Annotated in this window: 18 protein-coding genes; 9 read left to right on the top strand and 9 right to left on the bottom strand. The window is 59.1% G+C overall.

Annotated elements, in window-relative coordinates; genetic code table 11:
• Positions 1 to 379: 379 nt before the first annotated feature.
• Positions 380 to 1018 carry an outer membrane protein gene (locus HNQ72_RS09190; RefSeq protein ID WP_183991831.1) on the top strand — a complete coding sequence of 213 codons (639 nt, stop codon included), beginning with the start codon at positions 380 to 382 and terminating at the stop codon, positions 1016 to 1018.
• 74 nt (positions 1019 to 1092) lie between these two features.
• Here the strand turns inward: HNQ72_RS09190 and HNQ72_RS09185 are convergent, their stop codons facing one another.
• From HNQ72_RS09185 to HNQ72_RS09175, 3 genes are all read right to left on the bottom strand, one after another.
• A complete protein-coding gene (locus HNQ72_RS09185) occupies positions 1093 to 2082 on the bottom strand; it encodes a Bug family tripartite tricarboxylate transporter substrate binding protein (RefSeq protein WP_183991829.1) in 990 nt (329 codons plus the stop codon).
• 563 nt (positions 2083 to 2645) lie between these two features.
• Positions 2646 to 3242 carry a glutathione S-transferase gene (locus tag HNQ72_RS09180; protein ID WP_183991827.1) on the bottom strand — a complete coding sequence of 199 codons (597 nt, stop codon included), beginning with the start codon at positions 3240 to 3242 and terminating at the stop codon, positions 2646 to 2648.
• Between the two features lie 22 nt (positions 3243 to 3264).
• Entirely contained in the window at positions 3265 to 3960 is a 696-nt protein-coding gene (locus HNQ72_RS09175; RefSeq protein ID WP_183993062.1) for a ribonuclease T2 family protein, read from the bottom strand.
• Positions 3961 to 4097: 137 nt separating this feature from the next.
• Here HNQ72_RS09175 and HNQ72_RS09170 point away from each other — a divergent pair, with 137 nt between their 5' ends.
• A complete protein-coding gene (locus HNQ72_RS09170; RefSeq protein ID WP_183991825.1) occupies positions 4098 to 5081 on the top strand; it encodes a lysylphosphatidylglycerol synthase domain-containing protein in 984 nt (327 codons plus the stop codon).
• A 15-nt stretch (positions 5082 to 5096) separates the two neighbouring features.
• On the opposite strand, the gene HNQ72_RS09165 is transcribed toward HNQ72_RS09170, so the two are convergent.
• Positions 5097 to 5966, bottom strand: a complete 870-nt coding sequence (locus tag HNQ72_RS09165; protein ID WP_183991823.1) for a 23S rRNA (adenine(2030)-N(6))-methyltransferase RlmJ — start codon at positions 5964 to 5966, stop codon at positions 5097 to 5099.
• Between the two features lie 83 nt (positions 5967 to 6049).
• On the opposite strand from HNQ72_RS09165, the gene HNQ72_RS09160 reads away from it, so the two are divergent.
• The 3 genes from HNQ72_RS09160 to HNQ72_RS09150 all read left to right on the top strand — a co-directional run bounded on the left by HNQ72_RS09160 (position 6050) and on the right by HNQ72_RS09150 (position 10102).
• Positions 6050 to 8182 (top strand): molybdopterin-containing oxidoreductase family protein, encoded by a 2133-nt coding sequence (locus tag HNQ72_RS09160; protein WP_183991821.1) that lies wholly within the window; start codon positions 6050 to 6052, stop codon positions 8180 to 8182.
• A 40-nt stretch (positions 8183 to 8222) separates the two neighbouring features.
• Positions 8223 to 8834: an NUDIX domain-containing protein gene (locus tag HNQ72_RS09155; protein WP_183991819.1), complete on the top strand. Its 612-nt coding sequence runs from the start codon at positions 8223 to 8225 to the stop codon at positions 8832 to 8834.
• A gap of 98 nt (positions 8835 to 8932) precedes the next feature.
• On the top strand, positions 8933 to 10102 hold the full coding sequence (locus tag HNQ72_RS09150; RefSeq protein ID WP_183991817.1) for an alpha-D-ribose 1-methylphosphonate 5-triphosphate diphosphatase: 1170 nt from the start codon (positions 8933 to 8935) through the stop codon (positions 10100 to 10102).
• Between the two features lie 2 nt (positions 10103 to 10104).
• Here the strand turns inward: HNQ72_RS09150 and purN are convergent, their stop codons facing one another.
• Positions 10105 to 10770 carry a phosphoribosylglycinamide formyltransferase gene (gene purN / locus HNQ72_RS09145; protein ID WP_210319556.1) on the bottom strand — a complete coding sequence of 222 codons (666 nt, stop codon included), beginning with the start codon at positions 10768 to 10770 and terminating at the stop codon, positions 10105 to 10107.
• Between the two features lie 30 nt (positions 10771 to 10800).
• Positions 10801 to 11874, bottom strand: a complete 1074-nt coding sequence (gene purM / locus HNQ72_RS09140; protein ID WP_183991815.1) for a phosphoribosylformylglycinamidine cyclo-ligase — start codon at positions 11872 to 11874, stop codon at positions 10801 to 10803.
• A 198-nt stretch (positions 11875 to 12072) separates the two neighbouring features.
• Between purM and HNQ72_RS09135 the strand changes: the two genes are divergently transcribed.
• From HNQ72_RS09135 to ppx, 4 genes are all read left to right on the top strand, one after another.
• Positions 12073 to 13239, top strand: a complete 1167-nt coding sequence (locus HNQ72_RS09135; RefSeq protein WP_183991813.1) for an AI-2E family transporter — start codon at positions 12073 to 12075, stop codon at positions 13237 to 13239.
• 6 nt (positions 13240 to 13245) lie between these two features.
• The gene (hdaA, locus tag HNQ72_RS09130) at positions 13246 to 13953 is read left to right on the top strand and encodes a DnaA regulatory inactivator HdaA (protein WP_183991811.1); all 708 of its coding nucleotides are present in this window, start codon (positions 13246 to 13248) and stop codon (positions 13951 to 13953) included.
• 63 nt (positions 13954 to 14016) lie between these two features.
• Entirely contained in the window at positions 14017 to 16215 is a 2199-nt protein-coding gene (locus HNQ72_RS09125; protein ID WP_183991809.1) for an RNA degradosome polyphosphate kinase, read from the top strand.
• A 5-nt stretch (positions 16216 to 16220) separates the two neighbouring features.
• Entirely contained in the window at positions 16221 to 17741 is a 1521-nt protein-coding gene (gene ppx, locus HNQ72_RS09120) for an exopolyphosphatase (protein WP_183991807.1), read from the top strand.
• Between the two features lie 53 nt (positions 17742 to 17794).
• Here the strand turns inward: ppx and HNQ72_RS09115 are convergent, their stop codons facing one another.
• The 3 genes from HNQ72_RS09115 to HNQ72_RS09105 all read right to left on the bottom strand — a co-directional run bounded on the left by HNQ72_RS09115 (position 17795) and on the right by HNQ72_RS09105 (position 20912).
• Complete coding sequence (locus HNQ72_RS09115; protein ID WP_183991805.1) at positions 17795 to 18238, bottom strand: SRPBCC family protein; 444 nt, start codon at positions 18236 to 18238, stop codon at positions 17795 to 17797.
• A 93-nt stretch (positions 18239 to 18331) separates the two neighbouring features.
• On the bottom strand, positions 18332 to 19336 hold the full coding sequence (gene tehA / locus HNQ72_RS09110) for a dicarboxylate transporter/tellurite-resistance protein TehA (RefSeq protein WP_183991803.1): 1005 nt from the start codon (positions 19334 to 19336) through the stop codon (positions 18332 to 18334).
• 217 nt (positions 19337 to 19553) lie between these two features.
• Positions 19554 to 20912 (bottom strand): esterase-like activity of phytase family protein, encoded by a 1359-nt coding sequence (locus HNQ72_RS09105; RefSeq protein WP_183991801.1) that lies wholly within the window; start codon positions 20910 to 20912, stop codon positions 19554 to 19556.
• Between the last annotated feature and the right edge of the window lie 89 nt (positions 20913 to 21001).

The raw sequence follows: 21001 nt of genomic DNA, 5'->3' as shown, positions 1-21001 counted from the left end.
TATTTCGAAGCATAAACGGGAGGAGCCGAGATGCGATCTGTTTGATCTAAACTCGAACAATAAGCGCATCTTTGGTGCGGCTTGATGATTGTCATCAGATTTCGCGTGTATTGACTTGGATATTTTGACCTGTTAAGAAATAAGAAAGAAATGTAAATAAGTTAATCATCGAATTAGTATTGTATTAGGGTTAATGAAATACATGTTGCGGCGATGCAACATCAAGATTTAGCCTTCTTTCTGCCGCAAACAATTCACAATTCGGCTCTCTCATTTCCTCAATTGCATTCCAAATTTCTCCTCAGCGAGCAGGGAACAAAGCTGTCGCCAACAATGTTGATGTGACGCCTTCCCGGCAGCATTAAAAGGAGAAAAATGTATGCGTATTCTCATCGCAACTCTGATGGCTTCGGCTGCAAGCTTTATCGCAATTTCCGCGGCCAATGCTGCTGACGCTGTAGACCAGATCCCGCAGGCGCCGGTCGCCGTTGAAGAACCTGCTCCGGCTGTTGGCAACTGGCAGGGTTACTACCTCGGTGCAACCGGTGCTTACGACTGGGGCCGTTTCGGCGCTGGTGATCGTGATGGCAAGCTTGGTGGCGGTCTCTACACCGGTTACAACTGGCAGAGCGGCCAGATCGTCTACGGTGTTGAAGGCGATGTCGCCTACAACGGCGAAAAGGACGGCACCTATCCTGATCTCGAAGGCAAGGCTGGCTGGAACGGCTCGCTGCGTGGTCGCGTCGGTTACGACATGAACCCCTTCCTGATCTACGGTACGGCCGGTGTTGCCATCCAGGACAACAAGCTGTCTGACGCAACCTCGTCGGAAAGCAAGACTGCCGTTGGTTACACGGTCGGTGCAGGTGCTGAAGCCTTCGTCACCAGCAACATCACGGCCCGTCTCGAATACCGTTACACCGACTACGGTTCCAAGGACTACAATCTCGATAGCGGCTCCTTCTCGAAGGGCTATGACGACCACAGCGTCAAGGTCGGTATCGGCGTGAAGTTCTAATCAGCCCTTTAGCCTAAACAGGCTGGGGAAGCCCGCGGCGTGAATGCCGCGGGCTTTTTTGTATGTGAAAATCTTCAGTCCATCTGGATATTGGCGGCCTTGACGACCGGGCTCCATTTGGCGAGTTCGGCGGTCACATGCTTGCCGAGTTCTTCCGGTGTGGAGCCGACGATCGTTGCGGAAAAGTCCTTCATCCGACCGGCGACGGCTGGATCCTTAAGCGCCGTATTGGCGGCTTCGTTTAGCTTTGCGACCACCTCCGGAGGCGTGCCAGCGGGGGCGAACAGGGCGTTCCAGGTATAAGTCTCATAACCCGGCACGGTCTCGGCCACGGTCGGCACGTCAGGGAAGGAGGGCGCGCGTTCCTTCGTCGTGATGCCGAGCGCTTTCAGCGTCCCGCCCTTGATATGGCTGGAGGACGAGGGGAGGTTGTCGAACATGATCGAGATCTGGTTGCCGAGAAGGTCGTTGAGCGCAGGGCCGGCGCCTTTATAAGGCACGTGCTGCATCTTCACACCCGCCATGCTGTTGAACAGTTCACCGGAGAGATGCAGCGGCGTGCCGTTGCCCGACGATGCATAGGAATATTTGTCCGGTTCCTTTTTCAGCAGCTCGATCAGTTCTGCCACGGAATTGACTTCGAGCTTCGGGTTGACGACCAGCACGTTCGGTACCACCACGAGCAGCGAAACCGGTGAGAAATCCTTTTCCGGATCGTACGGCTTTTGCTTCAGGATCAATGGGTTGAGTGCGTGTGTTGCGACGGTGCCCATGAGGATCGTATAGCCATCCGGGTCTGCGCGGGCCACGCGGTCGGCACCGAGATTGCCACCTGCGCCGGCAACGTTTTCCACCACGACCTGCTGGCCGAGGATATCGCCCATCTTCTGCGCAACGACGCGACCGACCACGTCCGTCGAGCCGCCGGCGGCAAAAGGCACGACCAGCGTGATCGTCCGGTCGGGAAATGTCTGCGCCGCCGCCGGCTGGCCGAGAGACAAAGCCGACAGGGCAGAGCCGGCAAGAACAAGCGCGGCGCGCCGCGTCAATCGAGTGATCGTCATATGATTTCCTCCATCACGGCCTCCCGCCGTTCGTCTCATGGTAGCGGACGAGCGGGGTAGGGCAAGCTATTCAGCCGTTTGGCCGACTAGGAAGAAAGTCTAACTCTGCCAGGGGTTGGGAGCGTAGCCAGCCGGATTAGGCCTACAGGAGCGAGTTCTCCTGCTTCGCTCGACAGAAAATTTATGCGGTACCGGCCGGAAAGGCTTTTTCGTCATCTTGCCAGATCCGGCCACCACCCCAACCGCCGCGGGCTTCCGCCCAGCGGCGTGAGTTACTTCTTGGTGATTGAGCTTTCGGAATTTTTCACCTGCGAACCGGGCGTTTTCGCGACTTTCTCAGCGCCCTTGTCCTTCTTGGGTTTCCGAACTTCTTTGTTGCTGCGAACCTGACCTTTGGCCATCGTCACCTCCCTGATTTTTGGATGATATGTTCTCGATCCGATTGCCCGTGATGGCAAGAATATTCGGTCGTTATCGACCGGCGAGGCGGTGAAAATTTAAAAGGGGCCTGAACCGGCCCCTTGATTGGTTCGAACAGGCTGACATGAAATGTCCGGGTAGATTTACGCCGCTGCCTTCATCTCCGCATAATGGTAAAACTTCTTGGCAAAGATATCCGGCCAGGAAGCAAGTTCCGGACGGCCTTCGGCCCATTGGCCGTTAAAGCGCAGGTCGAGATAACCGATCATGGCTGCGAGCGCGAAATGGCCGCCATGCAGTTTCTTGCCGGTCTTCGGCAGGTTCTTTTCCAGGTAGTCGAGTGATTTGACGACCTTGGCCCACTGCTTGTCGATCCACGGCTGATAGGCGTTTTCCTCGCCGCGGAAACGGCGCTCGTAGACAATCGAAAGAAGGCAGTCCATCACACCATCGCACAGCGCCTCGAGCACTTCCGCTTCGGTGCGCTTCTCATCCTTTTTCGGATAAAGTTTGCCGCCCGACTTACGGTCGAGAAAATGCATGATCGCGACGCTGTCATAGATCGGCGCTTCGCCGTCGCGGATCAGGACGGGGATCTTTCCGAGCGGATTGTTGTCGGTCAGTTCCGCTGGTGCCGAATTTGTGTCGGTCTTCACCTCGGTCAGTGCAATACCGAGATGACGCGCCGCCATGCGGCACTTGGCTGAATAAGGGGAGGCGGGGGAATAAAGAATTTTCATCGGATTTCCTCTTTGAAATTTGTCAGCGTGCTGGCGGAAGGGTGATCTGGCTGATCGTGCAGCCTCGGCGGTCGACTTCGGCGCAGTCGCGGAAAGCGAGATCCTTGGTGAGGCAGATGCGGATTTCTTCCAACTGGCGTCCCTCGCAGCTCGCGGCGATGCCGCGGTGGCTCATGCCAGGATTGGCGCTGAGGAACTTTTGCTCGATTTCGTCCGCGGAAAGGCTGAGCGGCCGGTCGCCGTGGGTTAGGTCGGCAGGAATCTCTACACGCTCATAGGCCTGGCGAACCTTGTCGAAATAGGTCTCTTGGTCCAGCCCGGAGCAGCTACCGTGCTTTCGCCACTGATGGCCGACAAGTCCCATCGATGGCATGATGTCGAACATCTTTTCGCCAACCGTACGCGGTACCCGTTCAGGCTCGGAGGTTCGGCAAAAGTCCGGATAACCCTTTTCATATTGTGGCCACAGGCCATGCACGACGAAGCGGAACCGTTTGTCTATGCCGCATTGCTGGTCGTTGCGACCGCCCTTGGCAGTGGCGCAGAAGGTCGGAGACCATGAGAGCGAGAGCACATAGAAGTCGAAATTTCCGGCGCGGTCCTGGGCTCGATCCTGGCGACGTTCCTGCGCATTGACCGGGGACAATGTCAAAGCCGCTGTTGCGAGCATGATCGCTGCGGCAAAAAGGACCTCGCGGAGAGCTGACGATTTCTTCATCATGATCACGAATCCTCACCATTGGAACACGAGAGCGTTGTAATTGTTGAATGTTCAGTGTCCAGGCGAATAGAGTGTAAATTCGCTGATGGCTGCATGCAGTGATCGAGGTGGGGAGCAAAGAGCGAAACAGCTGAATGACATTCAAGAAATACCTGTGGCCTGCCGTGGGCGGCCTGACGATAGCGCTTTCGGCGTGGCTTCTCTACAAGGAATTGAGGGGGCTTTCTCTCGATGATCTGTGGGTAAGTCTTGCCGCTATTCCCAAGACACACTGGTGTCTTGCCGCGGCTTCAAGCCTCGTCGCCTACTGGGCCTTGGCCGGTTACGACCGAATCGCCTTGATGCATCTCGGGCGCAAGATCGACTGGTTTTTCATCACCGTCTGCTCGTTCACCACCTACGCATTGTCGCACAATATTGGCGCTTCTGTTGTCTCCGGTGCCGTTGTCCGCTACCGCGCCTATTCGACAAGGGGCATGACGCCGGCAGAAATCGGCGTTCTCATCGCCATGTGTTCCTTCACCTTCATTCTCGGGACACTGATGCTGATCGGCGTCATTCTTGTCATCGAGCCTGAAGTGATTGCCCGTTTCGGTGATCTGATCCCGGTCGAAGCCTCAGCGGCGCTGGGATATTTCCTGCTGGTGTTGATCGGTCTCTATGTCGTCGCAAGCTTCATGAAGCTGAAGCCGCTGACACTCCGGCTGTCGAAACTCGGATCGGTCAATATCGTCTATCCCGCACCGCGGGTCGTGCTGCCGCAGCTTTTGATCGCACCGATCGAGCTGATCGGCGCTGCTGGGATCATCTATTTTGCTCTGCCGGAGGCCGGAAATCCCGGATACATGGTCGTGCTCGGGATTTTTCTCGTATCCTTTTCCGCCGCCCTTCTTTCTCATGCGCCGGGTGGTCTAGGTGTCCTGGAACTCGTCTTCGTCATGGGTCTTCCAGATATGAATCCGGCTGATGTCATTGCAGCACTGCTCGTCTTCAGGCTCTTCTACCTGATCATCCCCTTCGTCATGGCGCTGGTGGTGATCTTCATTTTCGAGCGCTCACAGTTCCGCCGCCACGAGCCACTGGATATTCAGCGGGCCAAGCATCAGGAAAAGGCCTAGAGATCCTCCCGGCGATCATTCCTCGCCGCGTCCGCCTTCTTCGCCACGCAGCCAGAAGGCGCGCTGTGAGGCAAAACGGTCCTGACCGAGCACGGTCTTGAGCACCGGCAGCAGCGCATGCAACTCGTCCTTCAGGGTGAAGGGCGGATTGACGATGATGAGGCCGGTGCCGGAAAGCCCGGTGGTTTCGCGATCGCTTTTTACCGAAAGCTCGGCGCAGAGCATTTTCGGGATTTCCAGCGCCTGAAGTTCCTCGTGGAAGGACTTGATCGGCGCGCCCTTCTTGATCGGATACCAGAGGCAATAGGTGCCGCCGGAAAAGCGGCGATACGCCGTCGCCAGCCCCTTCGCCAACCGCTCGTATTCTCCAGCTTCCTCGAAGGGCGGATCGACCAGAACGATGCCGCGCTTTTCCTTCGGCGGTAGATGCGCGCCGAGAGCCAGCCAGCCATCAAGTTCGGTCACGCGAACCTGAAAGTCGCCCTCGAACAGATTGTGCAGGCGGTTATAGTCGTCCGGATGCAACTCCATCGCCGAAAGCCGATCCTGCGGGCGAAACAGCATGCGGGCAAGCTTCGGCGAGCCGGGATAAAGCTTGATGCCGCCATTGGGGTTCAGTTCTCGGATCGCGGCGAAATAAGGTTCGAGGATTTCGGCGACATCTGCCGGAAGCTCGGCTTCCATCAGTCGGCCGATGCCTTCCGCCCATTCGCCGGTCTTCTGAGCCTCTTCCGACGACAGATCGTAAAGACCGATGCCGGCATGGGTGTCGAGCACACGGAACGCCTTGTCCTTTTTCTGCTGGTAGCGAACCAGCCGCGCCAGAACGGCGTGCTTGAGAACATCGGCAAAATTGCCCGCGTGGTAGATATGCCGGTAGTTCATCTGAACCTGTGTCTCGCTTGAATTAAATTGATGACTGCCAAATGGCGCTTTTGGCGGGCCTTCGCTTGCAATATAGAAAAGCCATGAACATCGCGACCCCCATCTCTGTCAAAAGCAAGCCCGGCCACAATTCTGTCGGCCATACCGTCTGTCCGCATGACTGTCCGAGCGCCTGTGCGCTGGATGTCGATCTGACCGAGGACGGCAGGATCGGTCGTGTGCGCGGGTCGTCTGATAACACCTATACGGCTGGCGTCATCTGCGCCAAGGTCGCGCGTTATTCTGAGCGCATCTATCATCCGGGTCGCCTCATGGTCCCGCAGCGCCGCAAAGGTGCGAAGGGCGATGGCAATTGGCAGGAGTTTTCCTGGGAAGCGGCACTCGACGAGATCGCCGATGCCTTCGTCAAGGCCGAAGCCAAGCATGGTTCCGAAGCCGTCTGGCCGTATTTTTACGCCGGCACGATGGGGCAGGTGCAGCGCGACAGTATCGAGCGCCTTCGCCACGCCAAGAAATATTCGGGCTTCATGGGCACGATCTGCACCAACATGGCCTGGACCGGTTATGTGATGGGCACCGGCGCATTGCGCGGCCCTGATCCGCGCGAGATGGCCAAGTCCGATTGCGTCGTCATCTGGGGCACCAATGCGGTGGCCACCCAGGTCAATGTGATGACCCATGCGGTGAAGGCCCGCAAGGAACGTGGCGCGAAGATCGTCGTCGTCGACATCTACGACAATCCGACGATGAAACAGGCTGACGTGAAGATCGTTCTTCGCCCCGGCACCGATGCCGCACTCGCCTGCGCCCTCATGCATGTCGCCTTCCGCGACGGTTATGCCGACCGCGAATATATGGCGAAATATGCCGACGATCCGGCTGGTCTCGAAGCGCACCTGGAATCCCGCACGCCGCAATGGGCGTCGGAAATCACCGGTCTTTCGGTCGAGGAGATCGAGGACTTCGCAAAACTGATCGGCACGACGAAGAAAACCTTCTTCCGCCTCGGTTACGGCTTTTCCCGCCAGCGCAACGGCACGGCGGCGATGCATGCAGCGCTTTCGATCGCGACTGTTCTCGGCTCCTGGCAGTATGAAGGCGGCGGCGCTTTCCATAATAACGGCGAGATATTCCGGCTGAACAAGTCCGAATTGATGGGCACCGCCTATATGGATCCGGAAATCCGCATGCTCGACCAGTCGCAGATCGGCCGTGTGCTGACCGGCGATCCTGTGGCGCTGCGTCATCGCGGCCCGGTCACGGCGCTTCTGATCCAGAACACCAATCCGATGAACATCGCGCCGGAGCAGCGCCTGGTAAAGCAGGGATTTCTACGCGACGACCTGTTCACCGCTGTGCACGAACAGTTCATGACCGATACGGCGAGGATGGCCGATATCGTGCTGCCGGCGACCATGTTTCTCGAACATGACGATCTTTATCGCGCCGGCGGCCAGCAGCATATCCTGCTTGGGCCCAAGCTGGTCGAGCCGCCGGAAACGGTGCGCACCAATCTCTTCGTCATCGAGGAACTGGCAAAGCGCCTCGGCGTCGATCACTTCGCCGGCTTCGGTAAGGATGAGCGAAGCCATATCGACCGTATCCTGGCCGATAGCGGCTGGAGCTCCTATGACGAGTTGAAGGCCGACAAGTGGATCGATGCCCAGCCGGATTTCGACACGGCCCATTATATCAAGGGCTTTGGATATCCGGATGGAAAGTTCCGTTTCTCGCCGGATTGGATAAACGGCCCGTCGCCCGACCGCACGCCGGATAGCGTCGGTCCGCTTGGCCCACACACGGAATTGCCGCGCTTCCCGGACCATGTCGCGGTGATCGAGACGGTTGATGCCGAGCATCCGTTCCGGCTGGCGACCTCTCCGTCGCGCAGCTTCCTCAATTCCAGCTTTGCCGAGACGAAAAGCTCGATACAGAAGGAAGGCCGGCCGGAAGTGATGATCGAACCGAGCGATGCAGAACGTCTGGGCGTTGTCGATGGTGATATCGTCTGTCTTGGTAATCGCCGTGGCGAAATCCGCCTTCATGCTAAGCTGGTGCCGGGCGCAAAGCCGGGCGTGCTGATCGCCGAAGGGCTATGGCCCAACGACGCGCATCTTGACGGCGAGGGGATCAATGTCCTGACCGGCGCCGACCCCGTTGCTCCCTTCGGTGGCGCAGCCGTCCACGACAACAAGGTCTGGCTCCGCAAGAGCTGATCCTGCATCATCGACGAGAATCAGAAGTACAGGAACGGACATGATCGATATCGACACTTCCGAAGCAGACCGAGTGCGCCTCTTATCGAGAAAGACCCTGTGGAAGGGATTTGTGACGTTGGAGATGCTCACCTTCGAGCAGCAGATGCGGGATGGGAGTGTCGTTACGGTCACTCGCGAAGTCCATGATCACGGCAGCGCTGCCGCCATTCTTCTGCACAATCCAGCCGATGATACTGTCGTTCTCGTCCGTCAGTTCCGCTCCGGCGCCTTTGCCAATGGCGACCCGGCTTTTATGCTGGAGATCCCTGCCGGTCTCGTTGACGATGGTGAAATACCGGCCGAAGCCGTTGTTCGCGAGGCAATGGAAGAGACCGGTTTCAGCATAGAGAAGGCGCGCTATATCTGCGACGTTTATGCGAGCCCCGGCGCTCTGACGGAAAAGCTGTCGCTCTTCCTCGCCAGCGTCGATGCCGATAAGAGGGTCGGTCTCGGTGGTGGCCTTGAAGGCGAGGCGGAGGATATCGAGATCGTCACTCTGGGCTTCGATGATGCTTACAGGATGATCGCCACAGGAGAGATCACCGATGCCAAGACGATCATCGCATTGCAGTGGGCTATGCTGCATCGTGCGGAATTGACGTCAGGCTGAGTATCATCCGCTGTGTGAAATTTCTGCAGCTTCACACCAATGTCACGAAACGCGCCTAACGGCTCCAGCCGACAGACCGAAAGCATTAGGAGATGATCATGTGGCTCGGCAACTTCACCCTCGTTTTGCCGGACCAGATCGTTGAAGGCGGCTCGGTCAGGATCGAGGACGGCGCGATTGCCGAAATCCGTGACGAGCCGGTTGCCGATGCCGTGATCGACGGCGGCGGGCGTTACCTGATGCCCGGTTTCGTCGACCTGCATGGTGACATGATCGAGCGCGAGATTTCCCCGCGTCCGAAGGCGGAGATGCCGATCGATTTCGGCATCCATGAACTGGACAAGAAGCTTGCCGCTCATGGTGTGACGACTGCCTATGCAGCCGTCTCATTCGCCACCGAAAGCGTCTACGGCAATGTCCGCTCGCTGGAGACCACCTCGGCCGTGATCGAGGGCATCAACCGGCTGCGTGACGATCTTCTGATCGACCACCGCGTTCATGCCCGTTACGAGATCACCAATGTCGGTGCCGCGCCGACGTTGGAGCGGCTGCTTGAAGCCGGCGAGATCGACATGGTGTCGCTGACCGACCACACGCCGGGGCAGGGCCAGTACAACAATATCGAAGCTTACGTGCTGAGCATGTCCGAGCGTCGCTCGATCTCGATCGAGACAGCCCAGGAGATGATCAACAAGCGCATCGAGATGCGCAGCAACCCGGAGATCGAAACGCGGTTGAAGGAAATCGTCGCGCTTTCGAAGAAGCATGGTCTGTCGCTCGCCTCGCATGATGACGACAGCGCCGAAAAGGTCATAGAGATGTTCGATCTCGGCGTGACGATCAGCGAGTTTCCGGTGACGATGGCGGCGGCAGAAGAAGCCATTCGTCGTGGCCTGCATACGCTGATGGGCGCGCCGAACGCGCTGCGTGGCGGGTCCATGTCAGGCAATCTGAGCGCACTCGACGCAGCCAGCGCCGGCCTGCTGTCGACGATTGCAGCGGATTACCATCCGGCCGCCTTCGTTCCCGCAATCTTCAAACTTGCCGATATCATGACCATTGGCCTTCCCAAGGCCGTCGCCATGGCAACCTCAAATGCCGCCCGCGCGGCAGGCCTTACCGATCGCGGTGAAATCGTGATCGGCCAGCGCGCCGATCTTGTGGCTGTCGAGACCGGCGACGTCCACCGCATCCGTGCCACTTTCCGCGACGGCCGCTTCGTCTACAGCGACGGCACGCTGCATCCGCTGCAGCTGATGGCGGCTTGAGTTCAAGCCTCGATCGGTGAGATAATCTGCGGGAAGGTCGCAGGCGCTGTAGCCTGCGCGGACACAGCCCGCCCGCCCTCCATCCTCACCTTGCCCTCGGAAAGCAGCTTCAGCGCCATCGGATAAAGCTTGTGTTCGACTGTCAGCACGCGTCCTGCCAGCGTGTCGGCGGTGTCATTGGAAATGACCGGCACGGCCGCCTGCGCCACGATCGGACCCTCGTCCATGCCTTCGGTGACGAAATGCACGGTGCAGCCGGCGATCTTCATGCCGGCGTCGATGGCACGCTGATGCGTGTGAAGACCTGGGAAGAGTGGCAGCAGGGAAGGGTGGATGTTGAGAATGCGACCCTCATACGGGCGGATGAAATCGCCCGAGATCAGCCGCATGTAACCGGCGAGACAGATGATGTCGGGATTGATGTCGGCAAGCGCGGAAAGGATTGCCGCCTCATGTTCTACCTTGCCGGCATAGGCCTTGCGTTCAAACACGAAAGTCCTGATGCCGCGCGCCTCGGCCTTGGCGAGCCCGCCGGCCGTCGGCTTGTCGGAGATAACCGCGACGATCTCGGCCGGAAAACCCGGTTCCGCGCAGGCATCGGCCAGCGATACCATGTTGGAGCCGCCGCCCGAGATGAAGACGACGACGCGCTTTTTGGCCGAGTTCATGATCTTAACCCTTCACCAGGCTTGGTGTTATCAGAGGCCGAGCGTGCCCTTGTAGATGACGCCGGCGCTGCCTTCAGCGCGCTCCACCATGCGGCCGAGCTGCACGACGGTTTCGCCTTCGGCGCTAAGCACATCGGTGACGGCCTTGGCGTTTTCTTCCGAGACGACGACGATCATGCCGACGCCGCAGTTGAACGTGCGCAGCATTTCCTTCGGCTCGACGCCGCCGGTTTTGGCAAGCCACGAGAACACGGCCGGGACGGGGATGTTGCCGAGCTCGATCTCGGCTGCGAGATGCTTCGGCAGGACGCGCGGAATATTTTCCGGGAAGCCGCCGCCGGTAATGTGGGCAAGTGCCTTCAGCGCATGCGTCTCGCGGATCGCCTTCAGGAGCGGCTTCACATAGATGCGGGTCGGAGTCAGCAGCGCTTCGCCGAGCTTCTTGTCTGCCGCGAACGGTGCAGGGGCATCCCAGCCGAGGCCGGAAAGCGAGACGATCTTGCGCACCAGCGAGAAACCGTTGGAATGAACGCCGGAAGAGGTGAGACCGAGAATGACGTCGCCGGGCGCGATGTCGCCGGCCGGCAGAAGCTGGCCTCGTTCGGCAGCGCCGACTGCAAAGCCTGCGAGGTCATAGTCGCCGTCGGAATACATGCCCGGCATTTCAGCCGTCTCGCCGCCGATCAGCGCGCAGCCGGATTCGACGCAGCCAGCCGCAATGCCCTTGACGATCGCGGCACCTTGGTCGGGGTCGAGCTTGCCTGTTGCGTAATAATCAAGGAACAGCAGCGGCTCAGCACCCTGCACGACGAGGTCGTTGACGCACATGGCGACGAGGTCGATACCGACCGTGTCGTGGAAATCGGCGTCGATGGCGATCTTCAGCTTGGTGCCGACACCGTCATTGGCCGCGACTAGGATCGGGTCGTTGAAACCCGCGGCCTTCAGGTCGAACAGGCCGCCGAAACCGCCGATCTCGCCGTCTGCGCCGGGACGCCGGGTGGAACGCACCGCCGGCTTGATCTTCTCGACCATCAGGTTACCGGCATCGATGTCGACGCCTGCATCACTATAGGTGAGACCGTTCTTGCCTGCCTCGCTCATAATCCATCTCCAGTCCGGACCCAAAGGGAACTATAAGCTGCCGCCAATTGCACGGCACGCCCGGATATGCAAGCGTTTCGGCCATGTTTTAAAGGCATTTCACAGGCATGGTCGCTAACCGGGATGTGAACTTGACCTCGTCCGGCAAGCCCCTCATATGCCATGGGAAACCCGATCCGCGATCCACAAGGAGCAGATATGCCGTATCACGTCAGTGGCGCAAGCCTGAAGCGCCACATCCTGTTCTGGCTCGGCGTGCTTGTCGGCTTCATCCTTTTCTTGTGGTTTTTCTCGTCCATTCTCCTGCCATTCGTAGCCGGAATGGCGCTCGCCTATTTCCTTGATCCGGTTGCCGACTGGCTTGAACGGCGGGGCCTCAGCCGCACCATGGCGACGATCGTTATCCTCGTCTGCTTCGTCACCATATTCGCGCTGGCACTGATGCTCGTGATCCCGATCATCATCAGCCAGTTCACCCAATTCGCGGCGGCGATCCCAGGCTACATCACAGAACTACAGCAGATCATCTCCAGCCCGCAGACATCCTTCCTGCCGCCCTGGATCTCGACCCAGATCGAAACGGTGAAGGAGAACTTTTCCCAGGTGCTGAGCCAGGGGGCAGGTTTTGTCGGATCCTTGCTGGCGCAGATTTGGAATTCCGGCAAGGCGATCGTTGACGTCATGTCGCTGCTGGTCGTCACCCCGGTCGTCGCCTTCTACATCCTGCTCGACTGGGATCGCATGGTGCGCAAGGTCGATAGCTGGATCCCTCGGGATCAGGTGCAGATCGTCCGCCAGATCGCCCGCGACATGGATCAATCCGTTGCCGGCTTCATCCGTGGCCAAGGGTCGCTCTGCCTCATCCTCGGCATTTACTACGCAGTCGGCCTGTCGCTCGTCGGGCTGAATTTCGGCCTGCTGATCGGCTTTGTCGCTGGCATGATTTCCTTCATTCCCTATATCGGCTCGCTGATCGGTCTTGTCATGGCGATCGGCGTGGCGCTCGTGCAGTTCTGGCCGGATTTTCCCTGGATCCTCGCTGTCGCCGCCGTATTCTTCTCCGGCCAGTTCCTCGAGGGCAATATCCTGCAGCCGAAACTGGTCGGCCAGAGCGTCGGCCTGCATCCGGTCTGGCTGATGTTCGCGCTCTTTGCCTTCGGTGCACTTTTCGGCTTCGTTGGCCTGTTGATCGCAGTGCCTGCGGCTGCGGTGGTTGGTGTGCTTGTCCGTTTCGCCTTGGCACGGTATCTTGATAGCGATATCTATTATGGCCGCTCCGCCGAACTTCCCTGGGAGGAGGGCGCAGCTCACGCCGTCGACCACAAGACCGCCGCGCGTGAAATCGAAGCTCCTGAGAATAACTGAAATTTTATGACTGACCCTATGGACCGCCCGCAAGGCAAGGGCGAACAACTGCCCCTGCGATTTTCCCACGATGCCGCCCGCGGACGCGACGACCTCATGGTGTCCGAACGCATGGCCGCAGCCGTGTCGATCGTTGACGAGTGGCCCAACTGGCCTTCACCGGTGGTCGTGCTGGCAGGCCCGGTCGGATCGGGAAAATCCCATCTCGCGCATATCTGGTGCGAGCAGTCGGGGGGGCAGGAAATCCATCCCGTCGTCGGTTCCAACGCATCGCAAATCGCCGCGGGCGGCCCGGTCCTGTTCGAGGATGCCGATCGCCGTGGTTTTGACGATGCCGAGCTTTTTCATGTCATCAATGCCGTGCGCCAGCATGGCCAGACATTGCTGATGACGTCGCGGCTCTGGCCGACCTCTTGGGCCGTCGAACTGCCGGATCTGAAGTCTCGGCTGAAGGCTGCGACCGTCGTTGAAATCGGCGAGCCTGACGAGGAGCTTCTCGCTCAGGTGATGATCAAGCTGTTTTCCGACCGGCAGCTTAACATTGATGACAAACTGATAAGCTATATCGTCAATCGGATGGAGCGTTCGCTCGATACGGCGCAGCGTGTGGTCGAGCAACTGGACCATCTGGCGCTCTCGCGTGGCACCCGTATCAACCGGATGCTGGCTGCGGAAGTGCTGGAGAGTTTCGGTCAAGCCGACGCGGGAGATTGACTGTCACAGTTCCGTCGTCAAAACATTATACGGCCGAAAGGCTTAACACTGAGGATGGAGCTCATGGACCAGATCGCCGAAACGCCTGAAGCCAAGGAAGTTGTTGTTGAGGCGATCCCGAGCTTCGAGGAGCAGCTTGCAAGCTCCGACCGCTTCATCAACCGCGAATTCTCCTGGCTGCAGTTCAATCGCCGCGTTCTGGAAGAAACGTTGAATACGGCGCATCCGCTTCTGGAACGTGTCCGGTTCCTGTCCATTTCGGCTGCCAACCTCGACGAATTCTTCATGGTGCGTGTTGCCGGCCTCGAAGGTCAGGTCCGTCAGGGCATCGTCATCCGCAGCCCCGATGGCAAGACGCCGGCCGAGCAGCTCGACTCGATCCTGCAGGAAATCGATAATCTGCAGATGGAGCAGCAGGCCTCGCTCGCTGTGCTGCAGCAATATCTGGCGCAGGAAGACATCCTCATCGTCCGCCCGAACGCACTCTCCGCAGAAGATCGTGCATGGCTCGCGACCGATTTCGAGGAAGACCTTTTCCCGGTGCTGACGCCGCTGGCGATCGACCCGGCGCATCCTTTCCCCTTCATTCCTAACCTCGGTTTCTCCATGGGCCTGCAGCTGCACAGCCTGCACGGCAAGGAGCCGATGACCGGTCTGCTGCGTCTGCCCACGACACTCGATCGTTTCGTCCGCCTGCCGGATGACGGCACGACGATCCGCTACATCACGCTGGAAGATGTCGTCGGCATGTTCACCGACCGTCTGTTCCCTGGTTACGAAGTCCGGGGTGCCGGCACGTTCCGCATCATTCGCGATAGCGATCTGGAAGTCGAAGAAGAAGCGGAAGATCTGGTTCGCTTCTTCGAGACGGCATTGAAGCGCCGCCGCCGCGGCAAGGTCATCCGCATCGAGACCGATAGTGAAATGCCGGCCTCGCTGCGCCAGTTCGTCGTGCAGGAACTCGGCGTGCCGGAAAACCGCGTTGCGGTTCTTCCCGGCCTGCTCGCGTTGAACACCATGTCGGAAATCACCAAGGCGCCGCGCGAAGACCTGCGCTTTGAAAGCTACAATGCCCGATTTCCGGAGCGGGTTCGCGACCATGCTGGCGACTGCCTTGCTGCCATCCGCGAAAAGGACATGGTGGTCCACCATCCGTATGAAAGCTTTGACGTGGTTGTGCAGTTCCTTCTGCAGGCCGCCCGCGACCCCGACGTGCTCGCCATCAAGCAGACCCTCTACAGAACCTCCAACGACAGCCCGATCGTCCGAGCGCTGATCGATGCTGCCGAAATGGGCAAGTCGGTGACGGCGCTGGTCGAGTTGAAGGCGCGTTTCGATGAAGAGGCCAATATCCGCTGGGCGCGCGACCTCGAGCGCGCAGGCGTGCAGGTCGTGTTTGGCTTCATCGAACTGAAGACCCATGCCAAGATGTCGATGGTCGTCCGCCGTGAAGACGGCAAGCTCAGGACCTATTGCCATCTCGGCACCGGTAACTACCACCCCATCACCGCCAAGATTTATACCGATCTTTCCTTCTTCACCTGCAATCCGAAGATCGCCCATGACATGGCGAATATCTTCAACTTCATCACCGGTTACGGTGAGCCGAAGGAGAGCATGAAGCTGGCGGTGTCACCTTACACGCTGCGTCCCCGCATTCTTCGTCATATCGAGGAGGAGATCGCTCACGCCAAGGCCGGTCGTCCGGCCGCGATCTGGATGAAGATGAACTCGCTGGTCGATCCTGAGATCATCGACGCGCTTTACCGCGCTAGTCATGCGGGCGTGGACGTCGAACTGGTGGTGCGCGGCATTTGCTGCCTTCGTCCTCAGGTTCCCGGACTGTCTGACAAGATTCGCGTCAAGTCGATCGTCGGCCGCTTCCTCGAACACAGCCGCATTTTCTGCTTCGGCAACGGCCAGGGCCTGCCATCGGACAAGGCGCTTGTCTATATCGGCTCTGCCGACATGATGCCGCGCAATCTCGACCGTCGTGTCGAGACGCTGGTGCCGCTGCTCAACCCAACGGTGCATGAACAGGTTCTATCACAGATTATGCTGGGCAATCTGATTGACAACCAGCAGAGCTACGAGATACTGCCCGACGGCACGTCAAGGCGCATGGAGGTGCGGCAGGGTGAGGAACCGTTCAACGCCCAGCACTACTTCATGACCAACCCGAGCCTTTCCGGCCGCGGGGAAGCCTTGAAGTCAAGCGCACCGAAACTGATTGCCGGAGTAATGTCCGGCCGTAAGAAATAGGCAGTATGGTAAGTTCTGAAGCTCAGGGGCGGCTCCCGGGCATCGCCCCTGTTTCCGTTATAGATATCGGATCCAACTCCGTTCGTCTGGTTGTCTACGAGGGGCTGACTCGGGCCCCGACGGTGCTTTTCAACGAAAAGGTACTGTGTGGACTGGGCAAGGGCTTGGGCGCGAATGGTCGCATGGACGACGAGGGCGTCGAGCGCGCTCTGGTTGCGTTGAAGCGCTTCAAGGCGCTTTCCGACCAGGCGCGCGCCACAGATATCTATGTTCTGGCGACCGCGGCAGCGCGTGAAGCGAGCAACGGTCCCGATTTCATCCGCAATGCCGAAGAAATTCTCGGACAGGAAATCCAGGTTCTCTCCGGCGAGGAAGAGGCCAAGTATTCCGCCCTTGGTGTCATCAGCGGTTTCCATGATGTGGATGGCATTGCCGGCGACCTCGGCGGCGGATCGCTTGAGCTCATCGATATCAAGGGCCATGAATTCGGCCGCGGCATTACCCTGCCGCTTGGTGGCCTGAGACTGTCGGAATCCTCCGGTAACTCACTTGCCAAGGCGCGCAGTTTCGCCCGCAAGCAGGTCAATACCGCCCGTTTTCTTGAAAAGGGCGAAGGTCGGACGTTCTACGCCGTTGGCGGCACATGGCGTAACATCGCCAAGCTCCACATGGAGATGACCAATTATCCGCTGCACATGATGCAGGGCTATGAACTGTCGCTCGAGGAAATGCAGAAGTTTCTCGATGAGGTGATCGCAGCCAAGGACTCGAAGGAAGGCGCATGGCAGGCGGTTTCCAAGAACCGTCGCTCGCTTCTTCCCTATGGCGCGATCGCCATGCAGGAAGTGCTGAGCGTCATGAAGCCCGCCCGGATCACCTTCTCGGCGCAGGGCGTGCGTGAAGGTTACCTTTATTCCCGGCTGCCGGACACCGAGCGTGACGCGGACCCGCTTCTGGTTGCCGCCGACCAGCTCGCGATCCTGCGTGCCCGCTCTCCGGAACATGCCCGCGAGCTTGCCGACTGGACCGGCCGCATGGTGCCGTTTTTCGGCATCAACGAGACCGAAGAGGAAGGCCGTTATCGACAGGCCGCTTGCCTTGTCGCCGATATCAGCTGGCGTGCCCATCCGGATTATCGCGGTGCTCAGGCCATGAACGTCATCGCGCACTCGTCTTTTGTCGGCATTACGCATCCCGGGCGAGCCTATCTGGCATTGGCGAACTATTATCGCTTCGAGGGTGTTGGAGATAACGGTGATACCGATGGGCTTGCGACGATCGCAACGCCGCGTCTCCTCGAACTTGCCAAGCTTTTGGGCGGGCTGCTGCGTGTGGTTTACCTGTTCTCGGCATCCATGCCCGGCCTCGTCAACCACCTGACCTTCCGCCAGTCGGCAACGCCGGATCTGGATCTAGAGTTCGTCGTCCCGCACGAATACGCCAATTTTGCCGGCGAGCGTCTGGACGGACGCCTGCAGCAGCTGGCGAAGCTGACCGGCAAGCGGCTGGCTTTCAAGTTCGAGTAATAAAAGCGAGGTCGGCGAGATATCTTGCCGCCGACCTCCGTTTCCCGACGGCATCATTCTTCGATATTCGGCTCCACCAACCTTGCGAGATTGCGCAGGCATTCCTGCCAGCCGAGATAACAGGCTTCCGCCGGGATGATGTCGGGCACGCCCGCCTGGGTGATGTCGAGGTCCGTTCCCACCGAAACCTTTTTCAACAGGATGGTCACCTGCATCTCGCCCGGCAGGTTAGGGTCTTCGAACCTGTCCGAGTAGCGGATGCGCTCGCCGGGAACGAGTTCATGAAACTCGCCTCCGAAGAAATGGCTCTGGCCGGTAGTGAAGTTGCGGAAGGACATTCGGAATGTGCCGCCGACTTTTGCATCGAGGTGATGGACGGTGCAGGTAAAGCCGTTCGGCGGAAACCACTTGGTCAGCGCATCAGCCTCGATGAAGGCCCGATAGACCTTTTCAGGGCTCGTTGCCAGGACGCGGTGTAGTTTTATCGTGCTTGGCATGCTCGTTTCCTCCTGTTTTGCCGGATCGATGCTCATAGGACGAGCATCGGTCCTATATGCCGACAGTCAATCGACGTTCCGGCTCACATTTTTTCAGGCCGGCTGAAACATCCTGCCTCGGGTGATGAGGGACAGGGTCATGCCGATCAGCGCAGCAATGAAGATGTTTGCGAAGACGAAGAGGAGTGCGGCAAGGGCAGGGATAGCTCCGCCGTCTGCGTGGGCTGTGAGAAGGGTAGGTGCGGTGGCGATTGCCGTGATGCCGAAGCTGAAGGCCCATAGCCCGGGCACCGAGCCTGCCTCAAAAACCCAGCGCCAGAGCCGGGCAAGGATCAGCAATTGTAGAACGCCATATCCAATCAAGGCATGGACAAAAAGGTCCGGTGCGCCTCCGCTGACAGCGATATAGGCGACTGCGCCGACGGGAGCTGGCGCGAGCTGGACGCCCATCGTCGGCCGCATCGGAATGGCAAGTGTCGGCCCGGTGAGCAGCCGGTTGAGAATAACGGATTCCATCGCCAGCCAGGAGAAAAGCCCGGCCCCGAAGGCGAGTTGCCCCACCTCGGGATGACCGAGCGCGGAAATGACCGTGGCTGAGACGAAACTGCCGGCAACAGTCGGGAGGTAAAGGACGGCCGTCGTGGTGCTGATATCCCGTCTGCCTTGCCAAAGGCTGCCTGTATACCAGACGCCGAAAGCCAGCGTGAAGGCGAAACCCAGTGCGAAAAGCACATAGGCGGCGGCCGTCCAATGGGGAGCAAGTCCTCCAGCGACCAGCATGGTCGAGACGCCGGCAAGGCCTATGAAACAGCATTGCACCGGATGTTCTGCCTCGGCGACAAGCTTCGCCGGCGCCGTAATCGCCTTCATGAGGTAGAGGATGACCAACACAGCCCAGACGAGTGCCGCCACGACATGGATGATATCGCCGACCAGAGCAGACAAGTCCCATGCGCGGGCTGCGGACCTCCAGGCGTTTCCGAGACCGGCAAGGCCAAGCACGATGCCGAAATAGCTTGCCGGCATGTTCGCGGCCATCGCGGCTAGACCTCGGGAAGGCTCCGGTGCCGATTGCAGCTTCGAAACAGTGTCTGCCATGGCTGACCTCTGGAATGAATGGCGGAAAAGCAACCGATGGAAATGCAGAAAAAGATAGGACGAAAAGCTGGTTGCAACGCACCCGCGATTACACGGTCGGGCGCGCGAAAGTCAACGCGCTTCACGCTTGGGTATCGCGTCTGAGCTGGCGCAAGTCCGCAACGGCAAAAGGCGCCCGGTGTGTCCGGACGCCTTCGGATCATGATGCCAAATGGAGTTACTTTGCAGACAGGAATTCACCGACTTCCAGCAGGCTGAACTCGTTGTCGTCTGCCTTGTCGACCGCGCGGCCGGCTGAGAAGGGCAGGTTGTTGTCGTTGCCGATGACGATATGGGTGGCGTCGACCTGATCGACGTTCTCGATCGTCACGAACGGCATGTCATAGACGCCCGGCTTACCGCCGGCGACCTTCTTTTTGTTGTCTGGATCCTGGATGTTCAGCAGATCGATATAGCCGATCTTGCGGACGGCCTTGCCGACATTGGCGTCGTTGAACTCGATCTTGTAGACGCGCTTCAGTTCGGCCGGAGCCTCGAAGCAATCCGGCTTCGGCTGCTTCGGATCGGCGCAGGCCTTGTCCTTGGTACCGGCGCCGTTGTCGCGCTCGATGACGAGAGCGGTCGTTGCGTCCAGCATGTTGAAATCGCCGATGGCAACGCCCTTTTCAGCCAGCGGATAGAGCCAGGAGCGACCGGTAAAGCTCTTCGAGGCGATGTCGAATTCGATGACGCGCAGCGCGGTGCGGCCATCGACCTGTTCTACCTTGCCGTCTTCGAGGAAGAGCGGGCCTTCCAGCAGGCCGTAAAGCTTGGAGCCGTCCTTGGACATGGCCATGCCCTCATAACCGCCCGAGCGCTTCAGGTTGAAGACCGGGACCTTGGCAGCCGGATTGGCAGGCATGGAGAGGGTCGGATTGTCGGGAGACTTGACCGGCTTGCCATCGACGACCGTTGCGATGACGTCGGTGAGCTGGCCGAGCGCATCGACCTTGATCAGGTAGGGACCGAATTCCTCGCCGAGCCAGAAACCGTCAGCCACCGGCTGGATCGACTCGATGTCGAAATCGGCGCCCGTCAGATAGCGCTTCTCGGAACCTTCCATGATGATCGGGAAGGGGGCGATCTTGTTCGGATCCGAAAGGAAGATGTTCTTGACGACGTCGACCTTGTTGGTCGCCCAGTCGAACTTCACCTGATGCAGGAAAAGCATGGCGTCGGAGGAATTGGCCTTGGAGCCGAAGCCGTTGTCGGAAAGCGTCCAGAACGTGCCGTCAGCCATTGCTTTGATGCCGGAGAAACCCTGGATCGGCTGGCCATCGAGCGGCAGCTTGACGTCGGTAACACGTGCACCGTCCTTGCCGTCAACGGTGCCGAGCTTCTCGACGCGCTTGCCCGGCGTCGTGAATTTGCCCGAGGTCTTGAGGAACTCGGGTGCATCGGCGGGAGCTGCCGTCATCGTGTTGGCGGGCAGGATCGCCTGACCGGCGAGCTTGGCGGGAAACTCCTTGCCATCCGCAAGAGCGGAGCCGGCGAGGAGCGCCGCGAACGCAACGGAAGTGATAAAGGTTTTGGTCATGAAAACACCTGATCGTTTCGCATTGAACATGCGAGCGTCGATAGAATGCTCGCATGACGCGCAAGTGATGGTGCGATGAAGATTTGATG

Source organism: Aliirhizobium wenxiniae (assembly GCF_014201355.1).
Taxonomy (GTDB): Bacteria; Pseudomonadota; Alphaproteobacteria; order Rhizobiales; family Rhizobiaceae; genus Neorhizobium; species Neorhizobium wenxiniae.
Note: the sequence above shows the minus strand (reverse complement) of the source record. Positions and strands in the feature narration are given on the sequence as shown.